This window comes from Oleiphilus sp. HI0128, assembly GCF_001635365.1.
The window spans coordinates 1-933 of sequence record NZ_LWGG01001347.1 but is presented as its reverse complement, the minus strand read 5'-3'; the positions used below and the strand labels follow the sequence as shown (position 1 = coordinate 933).

The following is a 933-nucleotide window of genomic DNA, read 5'->3' as shown; positions in this document are numbered from 1 at the left end:
TAGAGAGCCGTTAGCTCTAACACCGTTCGTCCAGCTGAAGTTATAGCTAAATCTGCATCGACCATGTATTCAGAAATTCTCTTAGTTTCCTTAACAATATTGCATCTCAATCGTTCATTCTTTTCAATGACTTTTTCTAACGAATCAAAGTGCTCATAACCGGGACCTGTTATCACATCGATATCAATATTGTTTGAGATACATAAGCTTGCCAGCTCTTCAAGGGCCCTCTTCGTAACATTTCCTTCATCAACACCACCAAACGTAATCAGTATTTTATTAACCTGACCAGAACTAAGCCTGGAGGATTGAGCATCGAGAAACAAAAACTCATCGCGCAAACAAAAATATTTGGCTCCAACTAGTACCTTTTCATCCGATGACTGATGCGGGTATAGCGCATTTACAACTAGATCAGCAGAGTTGGCTCCCTCGCCTAAGTCTTCAAAATTTACAACTTTACCGCCAAATCTAGACAAGCAGTTCATATACTCTAGAGTTGTATCTAGAATATCGTTGATAACTAAATCGGGATTAATAGAAATTATTGTTTCTGCCAACTTATCGTTATCACTAACGACAACTGTATAATTGTATTCACGAATATACTGGATAGCTAAATCAGACTTTTGTTCGCACACAAAAACTACTTCATACTGAACCAGCTCATGAGCTAACATTATTGCTCTAAAAGCATGGCCCAGTCCTACCTCTGCGTAACCAACAACACTAATCACAATTTTCTTTCTTGTTAGCATCGCTTCGCATAAGTAAAAATCTGAGTAGGCATCAACATCAAAGCTATACTCATGAGGAATCTCGTAAATACCTACAGAACCACCAATCCTAGTACCTTTCTCAAGCTGCTCTCGACTACAAACAACTACTGCTCCCGTCTCCCTATAGCAAGGAGACAACTGCTGCCTATTAACT

1 protein-coding gene is annotated in these 933 nt (G+C 39.2%); it reads right to left on the bottom strand.

Going from position 1 to position 933, the window contains the following annotated elements:
* The coding region (locus tag A3763_RS22415) for a hypothetical protein (RefSeq protein ID WP_197483050.1) at window positions 1-917 on the bottom strand (917 nt) is incomplete at its 3' end.
* Window positions 918-933: the final 16 nt, after the last annotated feature.